Source organism: Hansschlegelia zhihuaiae, assembly GCF_004103825.1.
In the GTDB taxonomy this organism is placed as follows: domain Bacteria; phylum Pseudomonadota; class Alphaproteobacteria; order Rhizobiales; family Methylopilaceae; genus Methylopila; species Methylopila zhihuaiae.
In genome coordinates this window covers 66,655-91,312 of record NZ_RYFI01000013.1, presented here as the reverse complement: position 1 = coordinate 91,312, position 24,658 = coordinate 66,655, and the positions used below count along the sequence as shown (strand labels likewise).

At 67.8% G+C, this 24,658-nt stretch carries 23 protein-coding genes and 1 pseudogene; 8 read left to right on the top strand and 16 right to left on the bottom strand.

Annotation, left to right across the window (positions count from 1 at the left end):
- Positions 1–402: 402 nt before the first annotated feature.
- Positions 403–1,071 (bottom strand): hypothetical protein, encoded by a 669-nt coding sequence (locus EK403_RS14080; RefSeq protein ID WP_128778114.1) that lies wholly within the window; start codon positions 1,069–1,071, stop codon positions 403–405.
- Positions 1,072–1,109: 38 nt separating this feature from the next.
- Between EK403_RS14080 and EK403_RS14075 the strand changes: the two genes are divergently transcribed.
- The 3 genes from EK403_RS14075 to EK403_RS14065 are packed head-to-tail and all read left to right on the top strand — an operon-like array spanning position 1,110 to position 4,010.
- Entirely contained in the window at positions 1,110–1,937 is an 828-nt protein-coding gene (locus EK403_RS14075) for a FadR/GntR family transcriptional regulator (RefSeq protein ID WP_128778113.1), read from the top strand.
- On the top strand, positions 1,840–2,835 hold the full coding sequence (locus EK403_RS14070) for a Bug family tripartite tricarboxylate transporter substrate binding protein (RefSeq protein ID WP_128778112.1): 996 nt from the start codon (positions 1,840–1,842) through the stop codon (positions 2,833–2,835). The genes EK403_RS14075 and EK403_RS14070 overlap by 98 nt, the downstream gene beginning before the upstream one ends.
- An 11-nt stretch (positions 2,836–2,846) precedes the next feature.
- The gene (locus EK403_RS14065) at positions 2,847–4,010 is read left to right on the top strand and encodes a mandelate racemase/muconate lactonizing enzyme family protein (RefSeq protein ID WP_128778111.1); all 1,164 of its coding nucleotides are present in this window, start codon (positions 2,847–2,849) and stop codon (positions 4,008–4,010) included.
- A 347-nt stretch (positions 4,011–4,357) separates the two neighbouring features.
- On the opposite strand, the gene EK403_RS14060 is transcribed toward EK403_RS14065, so the two are convergent.
- Positions 4,358–5,329, bottom strand: a complete 972-nt coding sequence (locus tag EK403_RS14060; protein WP_128778110.1) for a Bug family tripartite tricarboxylate transporter substrate binding protein — start codon at positions 5,327–5,329, stop codon at positions 4,358–4,360.
- Positions 5,330–5,397: 68 nt separating this feature from the next.
- Positions 5,398–6,168, bottom strand: coding sequence for a GntR family transcriptional regulator (locus EK403_RS14055; protein WP_128778109.1), 771 nt, complete (start codon positions 6,166–6,168; stop codon positions 5,398–5,400).
- Positions 6,169–6,335: 167 nt separating this feature from the next.
- On the opposite strand from EK403_RS14055, the gene EK403_RS14050 reads away from it, so the two are divergent.
- Both EK403_RS14050 and EK403_RS14045 read left to right on the top strand, forming a co-directional pair.
- A complete protein-coding gene (locus EK403_RS14050) occupies positions 6,336–7,595 on the top strand; it encodes an aconitase X (RefSeq protein WP_128778108.1) in 1,260 nt (419 codons plus the stop codon).
- Positions 7,592–8,032, top strand: coding sequence for an aconitase X swivel domain-containing protein (locus EK403_RS14045; RefSeq protein WP_128778107.1), 441 nt, complete (start codon positions 7,592–7,594; stop codon positions 8,030–8,032). The genes EK403_RS14050 and EK403_RS14045 overlap by 4 nt, the downstream gene beginning before the upstream one ends.
- Before the next feature lie 415 nt (positions 8,033–8,447).
- On the opposite strand, the gene EK403_RS14035 is transcribed toward EK403_RS14045, so the two are convergent.
- The 4 genes from EK403_RS14035 to EK403_RS14020 all read right to left on the bottom strand — a co-directional run bounded on the left by EK403_RS14035 (position 8,448) and on the right by EK403_RS14020 (position 11,816).
- Positions 8,448–8,828, bottom strand: coding sequence for a response regulator transcription factor (locus tag EK403_RS14035; protein ID WP_128778106.1), 381 nt, complete (start codon positions 8,826–8,828; stop codon positions 8,448–8,450).
- A gap of 83 nt (positions 8,829–8,911) precedes the next feature.
- Positions 8,912–9,592: a response regulator transcription factor gene (locus EK403_RS14030; protein ID WP_128778105.1), complete on the bottom strand. Its 681-nt coding sequence runs from the start codon at positions 9,590–9,592 to the stop codon at positions 8,912–8,914.
- A complete protein-coding gene (locus tag EK403_RS14025) occupies positions 9,589–10,962 on the bottom strand; it encodes a sensor histidine kinase (RefSeq protein WP_245479705.1) in 1,374 nt (457 codons plus the stop codon). Before EK403_RS14025 ends, EK403_RS14030 begins: the two co-directional genes overlap by 4 nt.
- Positions 10,963–11,069: 107 nt before the next feature.
- The gene (locus EK403_RS14020; RefSeq protein WP_128778103.1) at positions 11,070–11,816 is read right to left on the bottom strand and encodes a sensor histidine kinase; all 747 of its coding nucleotides are present in this window, start codon (positions 11,814–11,816) and stop codon (positions 11,070–11,072) included.
- A gap of 273 nt (positions 11,817–12,089) precedes the next feature.
- On the opposite strand from EK403_RS14020, the gene EK403_RS14015 reads away from it, so the two are divergent.
- Complete coding sequence (locus tag EK403_RS14015) at positions 12,090–12,323, top strand: hypothetical protein (RefSeq protein WP_128778102.1); 234 nt, start codon at positions 12,090–12,092, stop codon at positions 12,321–12,323.
- A gap of 90 nt (positions 12,324–12,413) precedes the next feature.
- Positions 12,414–13,217, top strand: coding sequence for an alpha/beta fold hydrolase (locus tag EK403_RS14010; protein ID WP_128778101.1), 804 nt, complete (start codon positions 12,414–12,416; stop codon positions 13,215–13,217).
- 105 nt (positions 13,218–13,322) lie between these two features.
- Here EK403_RS14010 and EK403_RS14005 read toward each other — a convergent pair whose 3' ends face one another.
- From EK403_RS14005 to cyoA, 9 genes and pseudogenes are all read right to left on the bottom strand, one after another.
- On the bottom strand, positions 13,323–14,573 hold the full coding sequence (locus tag EK403_RS14005; RefSeq protein WP_128778100.1) for an alpha/beta hydrolase: 1,251 nt from the start codon (positions 14,571–14,573) through the stop codon (positions 13,323–13,325).
- 350 nt (positions 14,574–14,923) lie between these two features.
- Positions 14,924–15,871, bottom strand: a complete 948-nt coding sequence (locus EK403_RS14000) for a helix-turn-helix domain-containing protein (RefSeq protein WP_164919607.1) — start codon at positions 15,869–15,871, stop codon at positions 14,924–14,926.
- A gap of 221 nt (positions 15,872–16,092) precedes the next feature.
- Positions 16,093–16,629 (bottom strand): annotated as a pseudogene (locus EK403_RS13995) (response regulator transcription factor).
- The gene (locus EK403_RS13990) at positions 16,619–17,932 is read right to left on the bottom strand and encodes an ATP-binding protein (RefSeq protein WP_245479704.1); all 1,314 of its coding nucleotides are present in this window, start codon (positions 17,930–17,932) and stop codon (positions 16,619–16,621) included. Before EK403_RS13990 ends, EK403_RS13995 begins: the two are co-directional and overlap by 11 nt.
- Before the next feature lie 14 nt (positions 17,933–17,946).
- Positions 17,947–18,723: an SURF1 family protein gene (locus tag EK403_RS13985; RefSeq protein ID WP_128778098.1), complete on the bottom strand. Its 777-nt coding sequence runs from the start codon at positions 18,721–18,723 to the stop codon at positions 17,947–17,949.
- The gene (gene cyoD, locus EK403_RS13980) at positions 18,720–19,118 is read right to left on the bottom strand and encodes a cytochrome o ubiquinol oxidase subunit IV (RefSeq protein ID WP_128778097.1); all 399 of its coding nucleotides are present in this window, start codon (positions 19,116–19,118) and stop codon (positions 18,720–18,722) included. The genes EK403_RS13985 and cyoD overlap by 4 nt, the downstream gene beginning before the upstream one ends.
- Positions 19,115–19,738: a cytochrome o ubiquinol oxidase subunit III gene (cyoC, locus tag EK403_RS13975; RefSeq protein WP_128778096.1), complete on the bottom strand. Its 624-nt coding sequence runs from the start codon at positions 19,736–19,738 to the stop codon at positions 19,115–19,117. Before cyoC ends, cyoD begins: the two co-directional genes overlap by 4 nt.
- Before the next feature lie 2 nt (positions 19,739–19,740).
- Complete coding sequence (gene cyoB / locus EK403_RS13970) at positions 19,741–21,744, bottom strand: cytochrome o ubiquinol oxidase subunit I (RefSeq protein WP_128778095.1); 2,004 nt, start codon at positions 21,742–21,744, stop codon at positions 19,741–19,743.
- A 4-nt stretch (positions 21,745–21,748) separates the two neighbouring features.
- The gene (gene cyoA, locus EK403_RS13965) at positions 21,749–22,834 is read right to left on the bottom strand and encodes a ubiquinol oxidase subunit II (protein WP_428979612.1); all 1,086 of its coding nucleotides are present in this window, start codon (positions 22,832–22,834) and stop codon (positions 21,749–21,751) included.
- A 306-nt stretch (positions 22,835–23,140) separates the two neighbouring features.
- On the opposite strand from cyoA, the gene EK403_RS13960 reads away from it, so the two are divergent.
- Positions 23,141–24,457, top strand: coding sequence for an MFS transporter (locus EK403_RS13960; RefSeq protein ID WP_128778093.1), 1,317 nt, complete (start codon positions 23,141–23,143; stop codon positions 24,455–24,457).
- The last annotated feature ends 201 nt before the right edge of the window (positions 24,458–24,658 follow it).

Here is a 24,658-nt window from a genome sequence, read left to right as displayed (position 1 = left end):
GGAGAACTATAGCGACCCCGCCGGTTCGAGGGGGCGAAACGCGCCGTCACCGGCCAGCTTCAATGGCGGCTCTGGCCTGAAATCTCATTGTGATGGACATCGACACACGTCTTACGATCGCTTGGCGGCAGGCTGACAGGCTGCCGCTCGGTGCGCCTCCGGCCGGCTAAAGATCCTGTCGCGTCCTCGCTTTTCTGCGGCGGCGCCTTCAATTCGCCGGTCCGGCCGTCGGCAGCCGGGCGTGAATCATCGACCGTCGCGTCCCGCTGGGTGCATAACGCACCAGAATGCTCCATCCTTCGGCGACGTAGGGGCGCGAGCAGCCGTTGGGACAGCCGCTCATCCGGATGGTGATCGGTTCGCCGCCGAGCCCGTTCTCGTCGAGGATGGCCTCGATCTTGGTCAGGAGCGACGGCAGGTAACGCTCGCTCTCATGGGCGGCCTCAGAGCCGCGATCGAATGGCGTGAGAAATGACCCGCTTCCGTGGACTTGTCGCGATCGTGTCGTTTTCGGCAGCCTTCGCGTCGCGGGCGGGCGCGCTGGAAAGGTCGCTCGAGTCCAGCCAGGTCGACTCCCACGGCTTCTCCCTCGCCCGGAGAGGCTTTGTTGTGCATCGGGATGCCGGCGGCGTCGGGCGGGAGCCGCTTGGAAATTGCGCTTGGGACATGGGCTTTGTCAGCAGATGATCGCGATGCCGATCGATCGCTAAACGGTCGCCGCGTCCGGTGCAGAGCGATGGCGCCACCCCACCAGACGGGATGGCCGTCCGATCCATGGAACGCCCTCAGTGGTTCGGGTAGTGCGGCAAACGCGTCTTCACTCAAAGCCTGCTCGAAAAGGGCCGAGCCATGCGCGACGGTTTCGATTTCCGTCGAGATCGCATAGGGCGCGATCTCAGCCTCGATGCGTACGATCCGCGTCAGCCGGCGCGCGGCGAGCAGGAGGGGGATCAGCCCCTCAAGCCGATCGATAAACCCAGCCGGGCGCAACCGCGCCAGCGCTCTCAACCCTCGTTGCTCGATCCAAGATTCCAGACCTGCATGGAAGGCGATGTAGGCGCGCAGGCGCATTGACGATCCTGTCTCGCTTCGATAATTGGTCTTACCACATGATCACAATTCCAATCCGCCCGGTTGCTCGTCCGTCTCTGGGCGACGTCATCCGCCGCAGCCTGCAGGCATACATCGCCGACCAGAGGCTCTCGCCGGGCGCTCGGCTGCCTTCCGAGCGGGAACTTGCAGCCGCGCTTGAAGTGGGACGCCCGGCGCTGCGGGAGGCGATGCGCGAGCTCGCGGCGCTCGGCGTGCTGACGATGCGTCATGGGTCCGGCGCTTACGTCGCCTCGCCGCAACATCCCGCGCTCACGAGCATCACGCAGCTCGACTCTGCGGAACGCCTCAAGATGCTGCGCCAGGCCTCGGCTGCGCGGTCATTGGTCGAGGTGGAGGTGGCGGGACGCGCAGCGTCGCTGGGAGTCGAGAGGCTCGCGACGGCCTTCGCGACGCTCGACCGGGTCGAGATGAGCGGCGAGGCGGAAAAGCGCCGGCATCGGCTCGACTTCACCTTCGAGCAGAGCCTCTCGGCCGCGGTCGGAGACCCTTATCTGATCGAGCTGCAACGCCACGCGCAGCGCCTCTTCGCAGAGGCCTGGGAGGCGTCCGGCGTCATCCCGCGGCCGCACGAGGAGCGGCATGCCCAGCATCTCGACATCCGCGACGCGCTGATCGCCGGCGACGTCGCCGAAGCGCGCCGCCGCATGGCGCGCCACCTCGAGCTCGACGTCGGCCTGACCGCCGCGCCGGATCGGCCGCAGGACAAGAAAAGCACGGAGGAGCGTCATGTTGACCTGGACCAGGCGAAGCCTTCTGGCGGCGGCGGGCGGCCTCGCCGCGCTGCCTCTGGCGGCGGCGGGAGCGCGGGCGGCGACAGGACCTGACGGCTGGCCGAAACGGCCCGTCAGCATCCTCGTGCCCTATGGCCCCGGCGGCACCACCGACATAACGGCGCGCATCGCCGCCGAGCATATGCGCGGCGTCTTCGGACAGTCCTTCGTGGTCGAGAACCGGGGCGGCGCTTCGGGCACGCTCGCCATGACCGCGGTCGCCCGCGCCGAGCCCGACGGCTACACGCTGCTCGCCAACGACATCGCCCAGACCGTCGTCTCGGCGCTGATCTCGAATCTCGCCATCGATCCAGTGAAGGACCTCGCGCCGGCCGCGCTCGTCGCCGAGACGCCGGTCGTGCTCGCCGTGTCGAACAAGGTCCAGGCCAAGACGCTGCAGGAGTTCGTCGCGCTGGCGAAGCGTCGGCCCGGCGAGCTGACCTATGGCTCCGGCGGCGTCGGCTCCGGTCCGCATCTCGGCATGGAGTATTTCAAGAGCCTGACCGGCGTGGACATCAGCCACGTCCCCTATCGCGGCTCCGGCGCCGCCGTGACCGATCTCGTGGCCGGCAACATCGACGCGCTGAGCTCGGCCGGCCCGACCATCGCGCTGCACGCGGCGAACGGCGTGATCCGCGCGCTGGTCGTCTCCGGGAACAAGCGGATCCCGCTGCTGCCCGACGTGCCGACGGCCGCCGAGGCAGGCGTGCCGGAGTTCATCTTCTCGCTCTGGTTCGGCCTCGCCGCGCCGCGTGGAACGCCGCGCCCGATCCTCGACGCGATCCATCGCGAGATCCAGGCGATGGGCGCCAATCCGGCCATTCGTCAGAAGCTCACGACCGCCGGCGCCGATCCCGCCGATCTCGGCCCCGACGCTTTCGCGGCGCGCATCGCCTCCGAGAGCGAGCGCTGGACCGCGCTTCTGCAACGCGCCGGCGTCAAGCCGGAGTAAGGACAGACGTCATGAAGATCGCAAGCGTCCGCCCGGTCAGGGCGGGTCAGTTCCTCTACGCCCGCGTCGAGACGGCGGACGGGGTTGTCGGCTGGGGCGAAAGCGGCGCCTGGGGGCACCTCGAGGCTTCGGCGACCGCGGTCGAGAAATTCGCCGACTATCTGGTCGGCGAGGATCCGCGCCGGATCGAGCTGCACTGGAACGTGATGCAGCGCTTCGCGCATTTCCGCGGCCATGCGGTCAACGGCGCGGTGTCGGCCATCGACATCGCGCTCTGGGACATCGCCGGCCAGGCGCTCGGCGTTCCGGTTCATCAGCTGCTCGGCGGCGCGGTGCGCGACGAGGCGCGGCTCTACGGCCATGTCTATGCGCCCACGATCGACGAGGTGCTGGAGGAGTTGAAGGGGCTGCGCACCCAGGGCTTCACCGCCGTCGGCCACATCAATCCCTTCCTCGACGAGGCGGAGGCTGACCGCTTCTTCAAGCCTCAGCTCCGAAAGCTCGGCGACGCCGCAGAGAACGTCGCCCGCTTCCGCGAGGCGGCGGGCGACGGCATGGATCTGCTGCTCGAGCTCCATCGCCGCCTCAACCCGTCCGAGGCCGACCGGCTTGCGCGCCTCGTGGAGCCCTATGAACCGATGTGGCTCGAGGATCCCATTCGTCCGGAGTTTCACGACGAGATGGGCGCGCTCGCCGCGCGCATCCCGGTTCCGATCGCGACAGGCGAACGCTTCACGGGGCCGACGGAGTTCAAGGCGCAGTTCGCTCGCGGGCCGATCGGCTTCGCGCGCGTCTCGACCTGCGTGGTGGGAGGAATCACCGGGGCGAAGAAGGCGGCCGCCATCGCCGAAGCCTTCGACATACCGATCGCGCCCCACAACCCGCTCTCGCCGGTCGGTCTCTGCGCCTGCCTGCAGGTGGCGGCCGCTGTGCCGAATTTCGCGATCCAGGAATATCCGACCGGCTTCCGGAACCTCGAGCTCCGCTCGGACGGCGCGCTGCTCGGCGCGGAGTTCGTCGACGCGCCGCCGCGGAACGAGAACGGCTTCGTCAGAATCCCGACCCGGCCGGGGCTTGGCGTCAGCGTGCTGGAGGACGTCGTGGTCGAGACGCCGCCGGTGACGCGAAAGGTCTCGATGCGGCGACACCGGGACGGTTCTCCCATCGACCAGTAAAGGCCCGCGTTCAGCTAAACGCGCCGGCGCCGCTCCACCCCGGCGACCCCGACCGTCGCGTCAGCGGCGGTAGGTGGTTTCGCGGACGCGGCGCAAGGCGTCTTCGCTATCTCACCGCAGGTGCGAGTAGGCGAGGCGGACGGCGGGAACTGGGACGGCCGGGTCTATCGCGGCGACGGATCCAGTTCAGAACTCACCTGCAGCTCTTAATCGACGCCCACAATCATGCCCGAGCGCTCAAAAACCCTCCCGGGAATGACGCCGGACGGACGCGTCCGGCAAGCCTGGCCGACGGAGCCCGAACGCCTCAGGCTCAATCCGTCACGCCACATCCGCGGACCGTACACCTAGTCGAGAGCGATCCCTCGCTCTTTGACGACCGTGCCCCATCGTTCGATCTCGACGGCGACCAGCGATTGGAGCTCGGCGGGCGTGCTGGTGAGGGTCTCGACGCCCTGCTTGGCCAGGAGGTCACGGACGTCCGGTCGTTTGAGAAGTCCGGCCACCTCGACGTTGAGCTTGTCGACGATCTCGCCAGGCACGCCGGCCGGCCCGAACAGGCCGAGCCAGTAGTTCACCTCGAATCCCGGAAAGCCCGACTCGGCCACGGTCGGCAAGTCGGGCAGGAAGGCCGTCCGCGTTCTCCCCGTCACAGCGAGAGGTCGAAGCCTGCCTTCCCGGACATGCGGCAGGGCCGGCGGCAGGCCAATGGCGCCGATCTTGATGTGGCCGGCCACGAGGTCGTTGAGTTGCGGCGCGCCGCCCTTGTACGGGACATGCTGGATGTCCGCTCCGGCGACCGACTTGAACAGCTCCATGGCCATGTGGTGCGGGCCCCCGGCTCCGGAGGACCCGTAGCTCAGCTGGCCCGGCTTGGCCTTCGCCAGTGCGACGAGTTCCTGGAGGGAGTTCACCGGCAGCGACGGATTGACGACGATGGCGACCGGAATCTGCGCCGTCAGCGTGATCGCGGAGAAGTCTTTCAGCGAGTCGTAGGGACGGTTCTTGTACAGAACGTCGTTCATGCCTTGCGTGTTCGCGCCTCCCATCAGCAGCGTGTAGCCGTCGGGCGCCGCGCGGGCGACCACGGCCGAGCCCAGGAGACCGTTGGCGCCCGGCCGGTTCTCCACGATCACCTGCTGGCCGATCCGCCCGGACAGTTCGTGCGCGATGGTGCGCGCGACGACGTCCGTGGCTCCGCCGGCCGGGAACGGCACGATGATCGTGACGACCCTCGTTGGATAGGGCGCGGCGGAGCCGGGGGACGGCGCCAGCACCGCCAATGCGGCAAGACAGCAGGCGGCGATGAATCTCGTCATTCGGTCCTCCCTTTTTTCTTGGGGTCGCGGCGCCGAAGATCGGCCCGGCCCATGTCGAAGGGCTGCGGCTATCCGGCCCGCCGCAGCGACGAATTGATCGACAGAGGCCCCACGGTCCGGAGCGAGAACTCGTAGTTCTCCGAGCGCGACCAATAGAGCGTGTGCTCGCGCGGAACGCCGGCCGTGCAGCGCGACACCCGGTCGAACACGAGAAGCGGCGCGCGCGACCGGGTCTTGAGCAGCCGCGCCAGATCCGGACCGGCCGCTTCGGCCCGGACCCCGAGGTCGACGCGCCCGATCGCGATCCCGAGAAACTTCTCCAGGATGTCGTAGACCGGGTGGGCCTCGACCGTCTCCCAGCTGAGCCGCCCGACTTCGGCCGGGAGATGGGTCGTGGTGACGGCGAAGGGCGCGCCGTTGACGCTGTAGAGCCGTCGGATCCGCACCAGCGCGCCGGCCTCGCCGAGACGCCGCCTGATCTGCTCGGTCGGCTCGACCGAGCCGAATTCCAGGAGCTTCGTCTGCGGATCGACCCCCTGGGACCTGAGCTCTTCGATGATGCCCTTGCGGCCCTGAAGATCATGGCGGACCGCCGGCCCCGCGACGAACGTCCCCTTGCCCTGCTTGCGGACCACCAGGCTCTGCGCGAGCAGGCGCCCGATCGCCTGGCGCACCGTGATCCGGCTCACGCGGAACTCTTCGCTCAGCTCGAGTTCGGTCGGAAGCCGGTCGAACGGCTTGTACCGGCCCGTCCTGATCTGATCCGCAAGGTGATCGGCGAGCTGCTGGTACATGGCGTGCGAGCTCTCCCGCCGAAGCTCGAACCGATGCACGCTCATCGTCAGCCCTCTTCCCGACCCGTCCGTCGACCGCCGTCGCCGCGGGGAAGCGGCGTTCCACAGCGATCAATCCGACCTAACGTCTTATAATGACTGATCTTGACATATAACATTATAAGACATTATCAGCCCGGTCAACGGTCGGTTCGAGGAGGCAAAGGCGGCTCATGGCCAAGACGGACTTGCGGCTCACCGTGGAAGAGGACGCCATGCTCGCCGGCGAGCAGGGCGAACTCGTCCAGTGGGCGATCCGGATGCAGGTCGATGTCGGGCGCTTCTTCGGCGCGGACCGTCTCGTGCCCGTCACGTCGGCCCACATGGTCGGCGACATGGAGGTGATGGGCGAGCCCGGACTGGCGCTGCTCCAGAAGATCGCCCACGGCGCGGCGCGGTTCCGCGTGCCCATGACGACCAATGCGAGATGCGTCGACTTCGCGGCGGCCGAGCGGCTGCTTCAGGACCCCGGCATGGTCTGCAAAGAAAAGGAGCTGATCGCGGCGATCCGGACGATCGGGGCCATACAGACGGACACCTGCATCAACTATCAGAGCGTCTATCAGCCTCATTTCGGCGAGCACGTCGCGTGGGGCGACACCGGCACGGTCATCTATGCGAACTCGGTTCTGGGCGCACGTTCGAATTTCGAAAGCGGCCCCGCCGCCTTCGCGGCCGGCATAACGGGGCGCACCCCCCGCTACGGCTTCCATGTTCCGGAGCAAAGGCGCGGAACCGTCCTGGTCGAACTCTCAGCCGAGCTCGAGGACCTGGCGGACTGGGGGGCCCTGGGGGCGGTCGTCGGCCGCCAGTGCAACGACTATTGGCAGGTCCCGGTCATCGACGGCGCCAAGCCGGGATCGGTCACGTCCGACCGGATGAAGCACCTTGGGGCGAGCCTTGCGAGCTACGGCTCGCTCGCGATGTTCCATATGGTGGGCGTGACCCCCGAGGCGGCGAGCGTCGACGCGGCCTTCGCGGGGCGCGAGCCGAAGCAGACCATCAAAGTCGACGACGCCGCGATCGCGGATGTGTACGCGTCCTATCCGGCCGACCGGGACGAGATCGACCTCGTGGTTCTCACCGGGCCGCAGCTCTCGCTGTTCGAGATCAAGCTCGTGGCCGAACTCCTCGACGGGCGCAGCGTCCACGGCAACACGCGCTTCATCATCACCACAAACCAGATGAACCACGCGGCCGCGACCGCGCTCGGCTACGTGCCGGCGATCGAGCGCGCCGGCGGCATGGTGCTGGTCGGCGTGTGTTTTTATCTCATGGGCGCGGACGTGATGCGCGAGCGCTTCGGCTGGCGGAACGTCCTCACCAACTCGGCCAAGCTCGCCAACATCATCGGCGGCTATCGATATCATCCCATCTTTCGCCGCACGCGCGACTGCGTCGAGGCCGCGGTGGCCGGGAGGCTGCAGTCATGACCCGCGACGCCGTCGACCCATCCGTCCTGGAGCTTCGCGGTCCGCCCGGCTTCGGGCGCCCGCTGGATGGCGAGGCGCTGGTGTCGAGCGACCCGTTCAGCCCACGCTATGATCTCGACCGCTCGACAGGGCTGATCTCCCGGAAGGGCCATGCGGTCGAGGGTCACAACCTCGCGGGAAAGATCCTGGTCATTCCCGCCGTGAAGGGCGGGGTGGCGGCCGGATGGGCCTTCTACGACCTCATGCGCCGGGGGATCGCGCCCGCGGCGATTCTTTGCCGCGAGACCAATCCGGTCTTCGTGCAGGGCGCGGTCCTCGCCGGAATTCCCATCCTGCATCGCCTCGAGCCGGATCCGGTGACGAGCATACGGACAGGAGACCGGATCAGCGTCGATCCCACTTCCGGGAGGGTCGTCGTATCGCGGTTTGGCGGGTAAGAGCGTTGAGTTTTTCAACAGTCCGCCAAGAGCCGTCATTAGGCACACGCCGAACTTGGACCTTCGCCGGCCCTCTCAGCGCGACCGAGCGACCAGGAAATCGACGAATGCGCGGACCCGCGCTGGCACGGAGGCGCCGCCCACAAACACCGCGTGGAACGCCTCGCGTCAGCTCGTCGGTTCGACCGGTCCGAGCTTCTCAGCCAGTTCGGGCGACCGTCGCGGCGAGCCCATGTTCGCGGCCAGTCGAGTTCCTTGCGCCGTCGGGCGGACGGCCTCGTCCTCGAGCCTGCCGCAGATGCGCGATGAGGTGGGCCTCCGGCTCCCCGGGCGCGGTGCAGCGGTCCGTCTATGTCCGCGGCGCCTGCCCGTGTCGCTGGCGATCCGCGATGGCGTTCTCCATGTGAAGGGCCCTTCAGCGCGCTGCGCGTCGCGCCAGGGCGTCCTCGATGCGGGCGACGATCGTCTCGCCGTCGGACGGCTTGGCGAGGAAGCCTGCGGCCCCCGCCGCCATGACGCGGCCGCGGATCGCCTCGCTGGGAAAAGCCGTCAGGAAGATGATCGGAAACCGTCGCCCTTCGGCGATCAACCGCTGCTGCAGCTCCGGCCCGCTGATCCCGGGCATCTGGACATCCGCGATCATGCAGTCGGGTTCCCGGCGGGAGGATTCGCTCAGAAACTCGGTCCCCGACCGATAGGTCCTCGTCGCATATCCGAGAGACCGCACGAAGCTTGCGGTCGAGGTGCGGACCGCCTCGTCGTCGTCGACGATCGCGATCATGGGAACGTCAGTCATGTCAGGCGCCTTTCACACGTCGCCGAACGGGTGAACAAGCCCGGCGTCGCATATGACCTGCGCTCTCGGACCGGCGATTTGAATCATACAGAGGTTTGCGCCGCGCCCTCCCGCCCGCGCCGCAGGTCGAGCGCCTCGGCCATGCGCACGAGGTCCGCCAGCGATTTCGCGCACATTTTCCGCATCACGTTGCCGCGGTGAATCTTCACCGTGATCTCGCTGACGCCGAGCGCATGCGCGATCTGCTTGTTCATCAGACCGGCGACGACATGGGCCATCACCTGCCGCTCCCGAGGCGTCAGCGTCTCCAGAAGCGCCTTGAGGCCGTCCTGCGCCGCGGCCTCGACCCGCCTCCGCCCATCCCGCTCGATCGCCGACATGACGGCGTCCAGCATGTCCTGGTCGCGGAAGGGCTTGGCCAGAAAGTCGATGGCGCCGGCCTTCATCGCGCGCACGGTCATTGGGATGTCCCCGTGGCCGGTCATGAAGATGATGGGCGTCCGGATCTCGAGCCTGACCAATTGGTCCTGGAAATCGAGGCCGCTGACGCCGGGAAGCCGGACGTCGAGGACGATGCAGGCGGCGCCCGGAGGCAGGGGTTTCGCGAGCAGGTCGGCGGGCGAAGCGAAAGTCAGAACCTCGAGGTCGACCGACCGGAAAAGGCTTCGCAGCGACTCCCGGATCGCCTCGTCGTCGTCGACGATCGCCACGATCGGCTTCTGGGGCGCCGCGCCCCGAACGGAGTTGGAGGACTGCCTGATCATCCTTCTGCTCCTGCGGCCGGGACCGGAAGCGTAAACGAGAAGACCGCCCCGCCTCCAGACCCGTTCTCGGCCCAGAGCCGGCCGCCGTGAGCTTCGATCGTCGATCGGCAGATGGCGAGCCCCATTCCCATGCCCTCCGGCCTGGTCGTGAAGAACGGTCGGAAGACGCCTTCGAAGTCGTCGCCTGGAAGCCCCGGGCCGGAATCGCTGACCGCGACGAGCACGCCGTCACAATCGGCGTCGCGTGCGGCTCGCAGCGAAAGCCGGCGAACGTCGGCCTGTCCCGACATCGCCTGCGCGGCGTTCACCAGCAGGTTGACCGCGACTTGCTGGAGTCGGACAGGATCGCCCTCGATCGGCGGCAGGTCAGGCGCGATCTCCATCTCAAGAAGCACATCGTGTTTCTGAAGCTCATGCTCGACAAGGCCTGCGGCCTCCTCGAGCAAGGCGGCGAGGTCGACGCCGGCCCGGAAGGTTGCGTCCTTGGTGAGGAACGTCCGGATCCTGTCCACGACCTGGGCGGCGCGCTTGCCTTCTGCGACGGCGCGGGCGACCGCCGCCGACGCCTCCGCGAGGTCTGGGACATCGCGGCGCAACCAGCGCGCCGCGGCCTCTCCGCTGGTCACGATCGCGGTCAGCGGCTGCTTGACTTCGTGCGCGATCGAGGCGCTGAGCTCGCCCAGCGTCGAGACGCGCACGGCGTGAGCGAGCTCGGCCTGCGCTTCCCGCATCGCCTGGCGCGCCCGCTTGCGCTCGGTGACGTCGGTGTGGGTCTCGAGCACGGCGACGGGCGCGCCCTGGCGGTTTCTCTGCACCGCCCAGCGGCTCGCCACCGAGAGCGTCTCGCCGTCGCGCCGGAGCTGAACGAGCTCGCCCTCCCACCGGCCGACGCGCAGCAGTTCGGCCTCGACCTCGCCGCGCTCGGCCGGATAGCGTGTGCGCAGCAGTCCGTCGGCCGGTTCGCCGAGTGCCTCGGCCCGCGTCCAGCCATAGGCCTGCTCCGCGGCCGCGTTCCAGTAGGTGATGGCGCCCTTGAGGTCGCGCACGAAGATCATGTCGTGCGACAGCTCGAGAAGCTGCGCCTGTTTCGCGAGCGTCGCCGTGGCGGCCTGGTTCTGCCATGCGAGGAAGGAGGCGATCGTGATCGCCGACATGGCGACGAACGCCCTCAACGTGGAGGCGTCGAGCCGTTCGAATCCATGCGTCGCGGCGTAGGAGGCCGCCGTCAGGAAGGGGCAGCCGAGCCCCGCCGCGACGATGTCGGCGGGCCTGTGCGAGCGGCCGGCGAGGAAGACCACAAGAACGTAGAGGACAGCGACCGCGCCGTCGATCGGCGCCAAGGTGTCGACGGCGAAGATCGCAGCCGCCATCAGGCCCGAGACCGCGCCTATGACAGCCCTGTTGATCGGAGGAGCACCGAACGCCGCGTCCTGGAAAAGACGCTCCTCGCGCGACGGCGGATGCGCGCCCGGCCGCCTCATTGACGCGCCGGCGCCTCGTAGCCGCGGCCGGCCGGCGCCGCGAGCGGCAGGGCGACCGAGAATACGGATCCCTCGCCCTCGATCGAGCGGACCGCGATCGGGTGGGCCAGCAGCTCCGCCGTCTGCCGGACGATGTGGAGGCCGAGACCGAGCCCGCCATCGGCGTCCGAACGGCCGCCCCGGTCGAAAGCGTCGAAGATCCGCTCGAGCTTCTCGCGCGCGATCCCGCCGCCTTCGTCGGCGACGTCCAGGATCACGAAACTCCCGGCGACGCGCGCGGTCACCGACACGCGGCCGCCGCGCTCGGAATATTTGACGGCGTTTCCGATCAGGTTGCGCAGGATCGTTTTGAACATGGCCCGATCCGTGAGGACCTCAATGTCCGGGCCGTCGAAGGCGAGCGAGACGCCGTAGGCTTCAGCGAGGCCCTGCCAGTCGCTGTCCAGGTCGCGCAGGATGGGGCCAAGCGCAGTCGGCCTTATGCGCGGCGTAAGGCGGTCGTCGACCTGCGACATGCGCGCCAGATCGTCGAGTTCGACATTCAGGCGTTTCAGCGCGTCCTGGGCGACGCCCAACCGCCTTTCGGCGAGCGCGCCGTTTCCACTGTGAGCCGCAAGCTCGATCGACATTATTGCAAGCTGAAGCGGCTGTTTCAGGTCGTGACCCGCCACCGCCATGATCCGTCGGGCGAGGGCGAGCCTGGCGTCGGCTTCGGCCACCGAGGTCGATCCGGTCTGCTGCATCGCATGTCCCCGAGCGGTAAGAGGGCGCGGCGCCCCTACGCCCACGACATTCGCAGCGTCGCGAGCGCGCCGGAATCATACGCAGGTTTAGATCGTGGAACTTCTTGGGCCCGGGCTGGTCGGCCGCGCGACGACCGAACCCTCGGCCCTAATCCCGGCAAACCTTCGTATGATCGGCCTGCCGTTCAGTACGATAACCCCGGGGCGCCCGGCCTCTTAGCTTGCTCTCCATCGGCGCCGCCCCGGCGCTCCTAACCCCGATAGAGAGAAGTCATGAAGACCGTTCTGTTCGCCCTCGCCGCCTCCGCCCTGGTCGCCACCACCGCCATGGCCGAGCCCGCCAACCACGGCGCGCAGCGCCAGAGCCAGGCTCCCGTCGCTTCGTCCGCGACCCTCGGGAAGGGCGACGTCGTCCGCATGCGCCAGGTGCGCGACGTCGCGGCGCCGGCGGAGCGCAATTCGTCGCTGTCCAGCTTCGACTGGACCGGCGACGTCAACAACGGCTGACGCCAACCGTAACCAAGGCCCGCATGGCGATGAATGACGTCGTGCGGGCCTCGGGCGCGCTTAAATCTCAGGCCAGAAGGATTTCTCGAGATGACCGAAGCTCGCACGCGTCAGGATTTCGGCCTTTCCGGCGTCACCCGTCGCACCTTCACAGGCGCCCTTGCGGGCCTCGGCGCATTCGCAGCCCTCGGAGGCTCGCGCGCCGCCACCCAGACGCCCGCCCGCAATGTGGTGCTCGTGCACGGGCTGTTCGCGGACGGCTCGTCCTGGTCCGAGGTGATCCCCCTGCTGCAGTCGGCGGGCCTCAACGTCACCTCCGTGCAGAATCCGCTCACCACGCTCCCCGAGGCGGTGGCGGCCGCGCAGCGCGTGCTAGACCGCCAGGACGGCCCGACCGTGCTCGCCGGACATTCCTTCTCGGGCATGATCGTCACCGAGGCGGGCGTCCATCCGAACGTCTCGGCGCTGGTCTATGTCGCCGCGCGAGCCCCGGACGCGGGCGAGGACTACGCCGCCCTTGCGAAGACCTTCCCGACGCCGCCGGCCTCGGCCGGGGTCCTGTTCGACGGCGACGAGGGGCGCCTCGGCGAAGCGGGGTTCCTGCGCGACTTCGCCGGCGACCTCCCGAAGGCGAGGGCGAAGGCGCTGTTCGCCGTGCAGCAGCCGTTCCGCAAGGAGCTGCTCACAGGCCGGACCACCCACGCGGCCTGGAGAACGAAGCCGTCTTTCTACGCGGTTTCGACCGAGGACCGAACGATCGACCCGGACCTCGAGCGCTTCATGGCCAAGCGCATGGGCGCGACGACCATCGAGGTCAAGGCCAGCCACGTCTCCCTCATCTCGCAGCCCGGCGCGATCGCCCGGCTCATCCTGTCCGCGACCCGGGGCGCGTGAAGCTCCCTGCGCGCCATGGCGCAGCCGTCCCGCCAGCGCACCGTTCCGCTCCGTCGGGAAAGCGAGGGGCCGGCGTTTCCGCCGGCCCGCAGCCATGCACGCCCGTCAGGCGCTGCCCGATCCGATGTCGAGACCCATTTCCTGGAAGTATTCGGACATTAGATCCGCGATCTTCACGTTGTTGGTGTCTGAATAGACGAAGTGGGTGTTGCCTTCGATGCCGATCTTCGGCAGGTGCACCACGCTCATGTCGCCCTTGTAGCGATTGACGGTCTTGGCCATCTCCTTCGAGTAATGGAGATTGAGCCGCATGCTGTCGACGCCGGGGAACGGGCTCGGCTTGGAGATGCCGTCGCCGTAGAACATGCGGATCGGGATCTTCGTCAGCTTCTTGAAGTCGCCCTTCGGGATGCTGGTGCCGGGCGTGCTCGCGGTTCCGGCATAGGTCGGGATCGCGACCGGCTGCTCGCCGTCGGGGAAGTAGGAACCTCCCTCGAACGCGATGATGCCCTTCACGTTCGAGGACCGGATGGCCATCTGCCACCCGAAGGGCACGGACTGGGAGTGCGTGACCACGATGCACGGGCCAATCTTCTCGACCAGCGCCACCAGCCCGTCGACCACCACGACGGGGTCGTCGACGGTCGGCACGAGGTGCGAGAAGAACTGCTCGAGCGCTTCGGACGACTTCGGGAACTTCGAGTTCGGGAAGAACTTCGGATATTCGAGACCAAGCCGCCATCTCACGAAGGCCAGCTGTGCGCCCGACCGGTTGGTCCGGTTGGCCACGATCGGCACGCCCGCGAGTTCGCCGAACGGCCCGTTGAACGATGGGAGGCTCGCCCTGCCGCGCCGCGGGAAGTCGACAATGTAGACGCCGTAGCCGCGGCGCAGGAAGATCGACTGGAAGCCCTGGCGCCCATCCGGCGTGGTCTCCCACACCCTGCCGGTTCCGCCGCCGCCATGAATGAGGACGAGCGGATAGCGCCGCGCGTCCGGGGGAATCTGGAACTGCGCGTAGAGCCGGTCGTAATAGTAGATCTGCCCGTCGTCAGAGGCGTTCGCGTTCGTCGTATAGGGATCGAGCGTCCCAGGGGCCTGCACTCTCCTTCCGCCGACAAAAAAGCTCCCCTGCTTCTTGATCATCAGCACGCCGTCGTCTTCCGCAGCGGGCTTGGCCAGAGCCTCCGGCGCGCCCGCGAAAGGCATCGACGCGGCGAGCGCGCCGGCGCCGCCAAGGAAGGTCCTGCGGCCGACGGCGCCAAGCTTCGGGCCGATCGTCGCTTGGTCTTCGTCACGCATCTGCGGCTTCGACGCGTCGGGCGGCGTCTCTGTTTTGCTTGACCTGTCGGACATGGCGGCCTCTCCCTTTTTTGCGATTGTTGTTTTCAATCTGAAACCAGGGCCGCGGAGACCGAACACTTGGTTCGGCGTGACGCGGACTGGTCTAGTATTTTGCGTGTCGGGCGAAGCTGCTGTCTTGCAGATTGCTGCAGGGCGTTTTTTGATTCTTGCTGATTTCACCAATTCAACAGATCCGTTTCGGAAGACGTGAAGCAGAACCAAAATCCTCCCCCGCGCGGGTTCCGGGCGAGGATGAGCCCGGGACGCCAGGCGCGAGGTCGTCATGGGCGGGAGAGCCGGGCGCAATGAACGCCGGCGTTTTGGCTGGAATGGCCGACGCGCCAATACCGCGCGGCTCCGCGCTAGCTCCTCAGCGCGCGCCGGTAGCGCGCCGGCGTCACGCCGAAAGCGCGCCGGAACTGCGTCGTCAGATGGCTCTGATCGACGAAGCCGACCGAATTCGCGATATGGCTGATGGACTGCTCCCCCGTTCCGAGCAGGTCCTGCGCCCGCTCGACGCGCGCCTGAGTGAGGAACTGGTGCGGGCTGAGCCCCGTGGAGGTCTTGAAGGCCCGGGCGAAGGCGAACTGGGACATGCTGACATATTGCGCCACGTCGGCGACCCGCAGGGGAAGACCCATATTTCCCGTGATGAAGTCGACGGCCATCTGAAGTTTAACCGCCGACAGACGGCCGTGACCCGCCATGACGGCGCGCTGGCCAAGCCCCGAATAGCGTCGAACGACATGCAAGCCGACCAGCTGCCCCCACGCGTCAAGCTCGAGGGTCGAGACCGGCGCCGAGCTGCGCAACTGCCCTTCGATCATCTTTCCGAGCCGCGTCGCGTCCTCATCGAAATGGAACGCCGCGTCCTCGAACTGAACGAGATCGCCATCGACGCCGAACGCCTCGGAGACGAGGTGGGACAGGAATTCCCGACCGAGGAAGACCGCCACCATCTCGTGCGCCCCCTCGCAATCCCAGGTGCACGCCTCGTCGGCCGCGACGAAGGATGACATGCCGGGCCCGCCGGAACGGCCCGGTCGTCGGCACGACTTGTCGACCCTGTGCGTCCTGGCGCCGGAGCAGCGGTATCCGAAGACGTGAAAGTCCACATTTCCGGGCTTGATCGACTGTCCCGCCCGGGCGTTCTCGAACAGAAACGCGCCGACGCCGAGATTGTCGGAGATTTCGAAACGGGACGCGCTGATCGCCGGATGACGGCGAACGATCTGGTCGGCCGTGTCGATCCTGCGGAGATCGCGGCTCGAGGCGGGGGTGGGCTCGTGTCCCTGGCCTATGTGTCTCACGACCCTTGACCATGACTGAGAGATCACGGCGAGACGCATACGCAGGGCGGCAGACTCGCGCGGGCCCAGTCGATCGTCTCTGCGCAGAGCGCCCAATTCTGGGCGCAGCGCGCATTCATGGCTCCGACCAAGATCGGCGCGAACAGCGCGCAGGCCTCGATGCGGGCCACTCGCCTGCCCGCGCCGACCGCCTTGAGGAGGCTACGTCGAGATGCGCTCGGCTAGCTGAGCTGCCGCTTGCCGAGCTTCCGCGCGAGCGTCCTGCGGTGCATGCCGAGCCGTCGCGCGGTTTCGGAGATGTTGAAGTCGGTTTCGGCCAGCGTCTCGTGAATGCGCTCCCATTCGAGCGTCTTGATCGAAGTCGGCCGTTCGGTCAGCGGCGTCTGGGGCTCGCCGGCGGTCCGCTCGAAGGCGGCCTCGATGTCGTCGGTGTTGGCGGGCTTGGCGAGATAGTGGCGGGCGCCAAGCTTGATCGCCTCCACGGCGGTGGCGATGCTGGCGAAGCCCGTCAGGACGACGATCCGCATGGCGGCGTCGTGGGCGTGCAGCGTCTGGACGCAGGTCAGGCCCGACGAGCCCCCGGCGAGCTTGAGATCGACCACCGCATAGCCGGGAGACTGAGTCTACAGGAGCTCGCGGAGCGCGTCGTGGCAATCGGCGGCGAGCGTGCGGTATCCCCGCCGCTCGAAGGACCGGCACAGCGTCTTCGAGAATTTGGGGTCGTCCTCGACGATGACGATCGTGCGCTCAGGCTGCATCCTGCCGGCCCCCATGAACGGCGAGCGCCTCGAGCGGCAGCGTGAGCGAGACCGCCGCGCCGCCTTCGGGACGATTGCGCGCCTCGACGACGCCGCCGAGTTTTCGCACGACATTGACCACGAGGAACAGGCCGAGCCCGCCGCCCGGCTTTCCCTTGCTGGACACATAGGGCTTGCCGAGCCCGCGCAGAATCTCCGGCGCGAAGCCCGGCCCGGCGTCGCGGACTGTGAGCATCAACGCCTCGCCCTCCCGACTCGCCTCGACGCCGACCCAGGCCGACGGCGCCTCCACCGCGTTGTCGACCACATTGCCGATCACCTGCTTGAGCGCGGAGTCGGACACGATGGCGACGTCCTCGCCGAAGCGGTCGAGCAGCTCGATCTCGGCGCCGGCGCGGGCCGAGCGCCGGTCGGCGACGATCTCCTCGAGGAAGCGCCGCACGGTGGTCGCGGCCGGCGCCTCGCCCCGCGCCTCGCCGGCCGACATGAGAATGCCGGTGACGATCGTCTTGCAGCGCCGCACCTCCTCCTGCATGTCGGCGATCTCGGCCGCCAGATCCTTGTCCTTCGCGAGCTTCGGCATCCGCCGCCAGTCGCTGAGGATGACGTCGAGGGTCGCGAGCGGCGTGCCGAGCTCATGCGCGGCGCCGGAGGCCAGCAGCCCCATCCGGACGATGTGCTCCTCCTCGGCGGCGCGCTGGCGCATGGCCGCGAGGCGCAGGTCGCGTTCGCGCAGGTTCTTACTGATGCGCGCGACGAACACCGCGAGAAGTCCGGCGTCGAGCGCGAAGCAGATCAGCATGCCTGCGATCTGAAGATCCGGGAGGCTCCAGTCCCATTCCGCCGGCAGCATGAGCGGCCGGTTGAAGAAGACCAGGAAGGTGAGGGCCACAACCGTGACGGCGGCGATCGTCCATGTGGCCCAGGGCTGCAGGAGCACAGCCGCGAGCGTGACGTGCAGCAGGAACAGGAAGGCGAACGGGTTGGTCGCTCCGCCGCTGAGATAAAGCTGGGCGGTGAGCGCCGAGGCGTCGAAGGCGAGCGTCAGAAACAGCTCGACGTGGGAGACGCTGCGGCGCCAGCGAAGCCTCGCGAGAAAGCTAAGGTTCAGGGCGACGAGCGCGGCGACCACCGCGGCCATCGGCGCGAGCGGCAAGGCGACGCCGAGGCCGAACTGGACGAAGGCGATGGTGGCGACCTGGCCGCCGACCGCGATCCAGCGGAGCTGGACCAGCTGGAGCATGTTCTTGCGGGCGGAGGAGCCGTCCGCGCGGGTATGGCGCCCCGTCGTGTCGGCGAGCATAGCGGGCCCCGAGGTCAGCGGCGCGCCCGGAACTCATGCCGCGCGACGATCGCGGCGGCGCCGGCCACGAGCGCTGCGAGCGCGAACCAGGTGAGCGCGTAGACCAGATGCTGGTTGCGGAATGCGACGACGGTCAGGCCGCCCACCGGTAGGCCGCCCGGGTTCGGCGCGGCGTCGGCGTCGATGAAGTAAGGCGCGGCGTCTGTGAGACCGCGCGCCGCCGAGATCGCGGCCACGTCCCGCGACCGCCAGAGGTCGGCGGCGGGATCGTTCGCGCGCAGGAAGCCGCCCTTCGGCTCCGTCATCCGCAGGAGGCCCACCACCGTGGTCTCGCCCGAGGGCTCGCCGGCCGCGCGGCTCGCGGGATCTTTGCGATCCGCCGGGATGAAGCCGCGATTGACCAGCACGGAGAAGCCGTCCGTCGTGCGGAGCGGCGACAGCACCCAGTAGCCGGCGCCGAGCTCGGTCGTCGCCTGGACCAGCGTGTCCTTGCCGCGCTCGAAGACGCCCTCGATCCGAACGCGGCGGTACTCGTCGTCCGCTGCGTTGACGCGCGGCCAATCGGCGGGAGCCGGCGCCGCCGTCGGGGCAGAGTGGACGCGCGCCTCGACCCGCCCGATCAGATCGAGCTTCCAGGCCCGCCGCTCGACCTGCCAGACGCCGAGCGCGCAGAAGCCCGAAAAGGCGACGATCGTCGCGAGCGCGATTGCGAGAAGCGCGGCCGGCGAACGGGGGCGGAAGGCGGGCTCCGCCTCGCCTGCCTCGAACGCGGCGGCGCCCGCGTGGGTCATTTCGGCGACGTCATCGTCTCGTGCGGGGCCTGCATCGGCATCATGTTGCTGTTCAGGTGGAACATCACCCAGAACGAGCCGCCGAGCGTGATCAGCACCAGCACGACGGTGAAGATCATCGACAGCATGGTCCAGCCCTGCTCGGCCTTCGAGTTCATATGCAGGAAGTAGATCATGTGCACGTAGATCTGCACGACGCCGAACACCAGCACCACGACCGCGGCCGTCGTCGTGCTGCGGAAGACGTCGCCCATGATCACCCAGAAGGGGATCGCAGTCAGCAGGATCGAGAGCCCGAACCCGGTCAGGTAGCCCTTGAGCGAGCCGTGGGCGGCGTGGTCGTCGTGATGGTCGCCATGACCGTGAGCGGGAGCGTTGCCTTCGGTCGCGCTCATGACATCGATCCGATCAGATAGACGAAGGAGAAGACGCCGATCCACACGACGTCGAGGAAGTGCCAGAACATCGACAGGCACATCAGCCGGCGCTTGTTCTCGGCGATCAGCCCCCGTTTCGCGACCTGGACCATCAGGGTGACGAGCCAGATGCAGCCGAAGGTCACGTGCAGGCCGTGGGTGCCGACCAGAGTGAAGAAGGACGACAGGAAGGCCGAGCGCTGCGGCGTCGCGCCCTCCGCGATCATGTGGTGGAACTCGTAGAGCTCGATCGACAGGAAGGCGAGGCCGAACAGCAGCGTCAGCACCAGCCAGCTCAGCATCAGGCCGACCCGGTTCTTCGCCATCTCGAGCATGGCGAAGCCGTAGGTGATCGACGACAAGAGCAGCATCGTGGTGTTGAGCGCGACCAGCGGCAGGTCGAACAGGTCCGCGCCCGACGGCCCGGCGGCGTAGTTGCGGCCCAGCACCCCATAGCTCGCGAACAGGCACGCGAAGATAAGGCAGTCGGACATCAGGTAGAGCCAGAAGCCGAGCAGCGTCCCGTTCTCGGGATGGTGCTCGCTCCGGAGGTAGAAGATCGTGCCGTTGTCGGCCGGGACGGTGGAGGGCGTGCTCATCGTCAGACCCCCGCCGCGAGCATGCGCGTGCGCCCGTTCTCGGTCTCCGTCACCTCGGAGGCCGGGATGTGGAAGTCGCGGGCGTAGTTGAAGGTGTGGACGATGGCCGAGACGACGATCGTCACGAAGGCGGCGCCGGCCAGCCACCAGATGTGCCAGATCAGCCCGAAGCCGCAGACCACGCTGAGACCCGCGAGCACGACGCCCGCGCCGGTGTTCTTCGGCATGTGGATCGGGATGAAGCCCTCGGTCGGGCGGACATAGCCGCGCCGCTTCATGTCCCACCACGGGTCAAGGTCGTGGACCACCGGCGTGAAGGCGAAATTGTAGGCCGGCGGCGGCGACGAGGTCGACCATTCGAGCGTGCGGCCGTTCCACGGATCGCCGGTCAGGTCCTTGAGCTGCTCGCGCTTCCGGAAGCTGACGAAGAGCTGCAGCAGGAACGCGCCGATGCCGAAGGCGATCAGAACGGCGCCGAAGGCCGCGATCACGAACCAGATCTGGAGCGAGGGGTCCTCGAACCGGTTCATCCGGCGCGTGACGCCCATCAGGCCGAGCACGTAGAGCGGCATGAAGGCGAAGTAGAAGCCGACGACCCAGCACCAGAACGACACCTTGCCCCAGAACACGTCGAGCTTGAAGCCGGTGACCTTGGGGAACCAGTAGGCGATGCCGGCGAACAGGCCGAACAGCACGCCGCCGATGATCACATTGTGGAAGTGCGCGACCAGGAACAGCGAGTTGTGCAGCACGAAGTCGGCCGGCGGCACCGCCAGCAGCACGCCGGTCATGCCGCCGATGACGAAGGTCAGCATGAAGGCGACGGTCCACATCATCGGCAGCTCGAAGCGGATGCGGCCGCGATACATCGTGAACAGCCAGTTGAAGATCTTCGCGCCCGTCGGGATCGAGATGATCATCGTGGTGATGCCGAAGAACGAATTCACGCTCGCGCCCGACCCCATCGTGAAGAAGTGGTGCAGCCAGACGAGGTAAGAGAGGATCGTGATGACGACGGTCGCGTAGACCATCGAGGCGTAGCCGAACAGGCGCTTGCCGCAATAGGTCGCGACCACCTCGGAGAAGATGCCGAAGGCCGGCAGCACGAGGATGTAGACCTCCGGATGGCCCCAGATCCAGATGAGGTTGACGTACATCATGGCGCTGCCGCCGAAGTCGTTCGTGAAGAACGCGGTGCCGAGATAGCGGTCGAGCGACAGCAGCGCGAGCGCGGCGGTCAGCACCGGGAAGGAGGCGACGATCAGGATGTTCGAGCAGAGCGCCGTCCAGGTGAACACCGGCAGGCGCATCATCGTCATGCCGGGCGCGCGCATCTTCACGATGGTCGCGATCAGGTTCACGCCCGACAGCAACGTCCCGACGCCCGCGACCTGCAGCGACCAGATGTAGTAGTCGACGCCGACCCCCGGACTCGAGGCGAGCCCCGACAGCGGCGGATAGGCGAGCCAGCCGGTCGCCGCATACTCGCCGACGAACAGCGAGATCATCGTCAGCACGGCGCCGCCGACCGTCATCCAGAAGCTGAAATTGTTGAGGAACGGGAACGCCACGTCGCGCGCGCCGATCTGCAGCGGCACCAGGTAGTTCATGAAGCCGGTGATGAACGGCATCGCCACGAAAAAGATCATGATCACGCCGTGGGCGGTGAAGATCTGGTCGTAGTGGTGCGGCGGCAGATAACCCTCGGCGCCCGCGAAGGCGATCGCCTGCTGGAGGCGCATCATGATGGCGTCGGAGAAGCCCCGCAGCAGCATGACGAGCGCGAGGATGATGTACATGATCCCGATCTTCTTGTGGTCGATCGAGGTGATCCACTCGCGCCAGAGGTATCCCCAGACGCGGTAGTAGGTGAGCGCGCCGAGGATCGCGACGCCGCCGAGCGCCACGACCGCGAAGGTCGCGACCAGGATCGGTTCGTGTAGCGGCAGGGCGGCGAGCGAGAGCTTGCCGAACAGGACGCTTTCGGAGGTCGGGGCGGGCGTCATGGGATCACTCGGGTCTGCCGCCGGCCGCGGGCCGGGCGGGAAGGTCGTCGCCGCGCGCGAGCGCGAAGATCGAGGTCATCGTCGAAGCTTCGGCGCGGCGGCCGATCGGGGCCGGGATCGGCGTCTCGGCCGTCTCGCCGTCGCGCGGCGCCGCGGTGGTGCAGGCGACCGCGGAGACGAACCGCTTCGGCGTCGCCGCGCCGGAGGCGTCCGGCTTCTCGAAAGCGAGCACCGCGCCCGTCCCTTCCTTGCCGCCGCCGCCCTGGGCGTCGACGCGCATCATGTCCTTGGCGCACATCTTCGCCCGGTCGACGCAGCGGTTCAGGATCGCGTCGTAGAGTCCGCCTTCGACCGAGGACCAACGCTTGACGGGCTCGGCGACGCTCGGGCGCTCGAGCTCGGTGTAGACCGCGCGGTCGAGCATGCCGCCGGCGTCGCGCGCCTGCTTGATCCAGGCCTCGAAGCCGGCGGCGTCGAGCCCGCGGAACTTGAAGCGCATGTCCGAGAAGCCGGCGCCGCTGTAGTTCGCCGAGAAGCCCTCATAGTCGCCGGGCTTGTTGATGACGGCGTGGAGCTTCGTCTCCATGCCGGGCATGGCGTAGATCTGGCCGGCGAGCGCCGGGATGAACAGCGAGTTCATCACCGTTGACGAGGTGATCTTGAAGTGGATCGGCGCGTCGACCGGCGCGGCGAGCTCGTTGACTGTCGCGACCCCGTAGTCGGGGTAGAAGAACAGCCACTTCCAGTCGAGCGCGACCACCTCGACGTTCAGCGGCTTGGCGTCCTTCGGCATCGGCCGCGCGGCGTCGATCCGCGACAGCGGCCGGTAGGGGTCGAGCAGGTGGGTCGAGATCCAGGTGATCGCGCCAAGCGCGATGATGATCACGAGCGGCGCGGCCCAGATCACCACCTCGAGCCTGGTCGAGTGGTGCCATTCGGCGTCGTAGACCGCGTCCTTGTTGGATTGCCGGTAGCGCCAGGCGAACAGCACGGTGAGCGCCATCACCGGAATGATGATCAGCAGCATCAGCGCGGTGGAAATCAGGATCAGGTCGCGCTGCTGGTTCGCGATGTCCCCCGACGGGTTCATGACCACCCAGTTGCAGCCGGCCAGGGCGAGCAGCAGCGGGAGTAAGGCCAGTCTCTTGATTGCGCGCAAGGTCGGCAAATCCGTTGACGGAGCGGACGTTTCGCCGTCGCCCTACGCCGGTTGGACGCCCCGCGACATTGGACCGTTTGTCCTATCGCCGGTCTCTCCGCGCGGCGGTAACAAGCCGCTCAGAGCCGGGCCCCTGCTGATCCGCGAGCGGTGGTTGACCAGTCGTCCGCGGGCGCGTCTGGTTCTGAAAGTCGGGCGCGCCGCGTCCCGCAGGAAGCTCTCTGGAGCGTTCGATAGATGAGCCAAGACATCGCGATGCAATCGGGCGCGCCCGCGTCGGGGAAGGTCGAGAGCCACGGCAAGGTGGCGCCCGGCGAGATCGCGCTCGCGGTCGTCATCGGCCGCTCGTCGGAGTTCTTCGACTTCTTCGTCTACGGCATCGCCTCGGTGCTGGTGTTCCCGAAGCTGCTGTTCCCCTACGCCGAGCCGCTGACGGCGACGCTCTACTCCTTCGCGATCTTCTCGCTCGCCTTCATCGCACGGCCGATCGGCTCGGTGATCTTCATGACCATCGGCCGGATCTACGGCCGCGGCGTGAAGATGACGATCGCGCTGTTCATGCTCGGCACCTCGACCGCCGCGATGAGCTTCCTGCCGGGCTATGACAGCATCGGGCACGCCGCCGCGGTGCTGCTCGCGATCCTGCGCTTCTTCCAGGGTCTCGCGCTCGCCGGCGCCTGGGACGGCCTCGCCTCGCTGCTGTCGCTCAACGCGCCGGCCGGCCGGCGCGGCTGGTACGCGATGATGCCGCAGCTCGGCGCGCCTTTCGGCTTCCTGCTCGCGAGCAGCCTGTTCGCCTTCCTGGTCGCCTATCTCGAGCCCGCCGACTTCCTCGACTGGGGCTGGCGCTATCCGTTTTTCGCGGCCTTCGCGGTCAATGTCGTGGCGCTGTTCGCTCGGCTGAGGCTGGTGCTCAGCGAAGCCTATTCGCAGCAGCTCGAGACCCGCGAGCTCAACCCCCGGCCGATCCTCGAGCTGCTGCACGAGCAGGGCCCCAACGTGATCATCGGCGCCTTCGCGCCGCTCGCGAGCTTCGCGCTGTTCCACGTCGTGACGATCTTTCCGCTGTCCTGGGTCACGCTGTTCAGCGAGCTGCCCGCCGGCCAGTTCCTGGTGATCGAGATGGCGGGCGCGGTCGTCGGCGCGCTCGCGATCGTGGCGTCGGGCGCGCTGGCGGACCGGATCGGCCGGCGTCGGCTCATCGGCGTCTGCGCCTGCCTGATCGCGGTCTACAGCTTCATCGCGCCGTCCATGCTGGGATCGGGGATCGCCGGCGACGTGGCCTATATGCTGATCGGCTTCGCGCTGCTCGGCCTCGCCTTCGGACAGTCCTCGGGCGCGCTGACGTCGAACTTCACGAGCCGGAACCGCTACACCGGCGCGGCGCTGACCTCCGACCTCGCCTGGCTGATCGGCGCAGGCTTCGCGCCGCTCGTGGCGCTCGTCGTGGCGACCGAATTCGGCCTCGCATGGGTCGGCGCCTATCTGCTGTCCGGCGCGCTCTGCACGCTGGCGTCGCTCTTCCTGAACCGGCAGCTCGTGCTCAACGATTGAGCCCGGAGCATTCCGTCGCGTCGAAGATCACGGCCGCACGACTCCGATCGCGAGATCGGCGGACGCCAGCGACCTTCGGGAGCGTAAGCTGCGTCGAAGACAGCGGCATGACAGGCGCCGCGGAAGCGGCCCGCGTCGCGATTGGGAAATCGAAAGAAGCGACCGGCCGGGCGGCTTGAAGCGAGGCTGTCACCTCAGCCG